Annotated in this window: 1 pseudogene; it reads right to left on the bottom strand. The window is 61.8% G+C overall.

The features are described 5' to 3' along the window. Positions 1–208: pseudogene (locus B7G66_RS16490) on the bottom strand (damage-inducible protein); the annotation flags it as partial. Positions 209–267: the final 59 nt, after the last annotated feature.

The following is a 267-nucleotide window of genomic DNA, read 5'->3' on the forward strand; positions in this document are numbered from 1 at the left end:
CGGCGGCCGCACTGTGAAGGGCGTCGTTGCCTCCGCCTGCCACTTCATGCAGCGCGCCCAGAGCCAGCCCGCCACCGGGCAGGCGGCTGTCGATCTCGCACACACCAAAGGGCAGCACCGTGCGGCGTCGGTCGCTGTGCCCTTCGAGACGGTTGATCGCCGCCTGCAGCGTCTCCAGACCGGGTTTTTTATGGGTTTCAGCAGTCATGTCACGGCTCGACGTTCCTTGTGCAGGCAAATTTCCTGATTATATGTTCCTGATTTGTT

The sequence above is a fragment of the Novacetimonas hansenii JCM 7643 genome, assembly GCF_000964405.1.
Lineage (GTDB): Bacteria > Pseudomonadota > Alphaproteobacteria > Acetobacterales > Acetobacteraceae > Novacetimonas > Novacetimonas hansenii.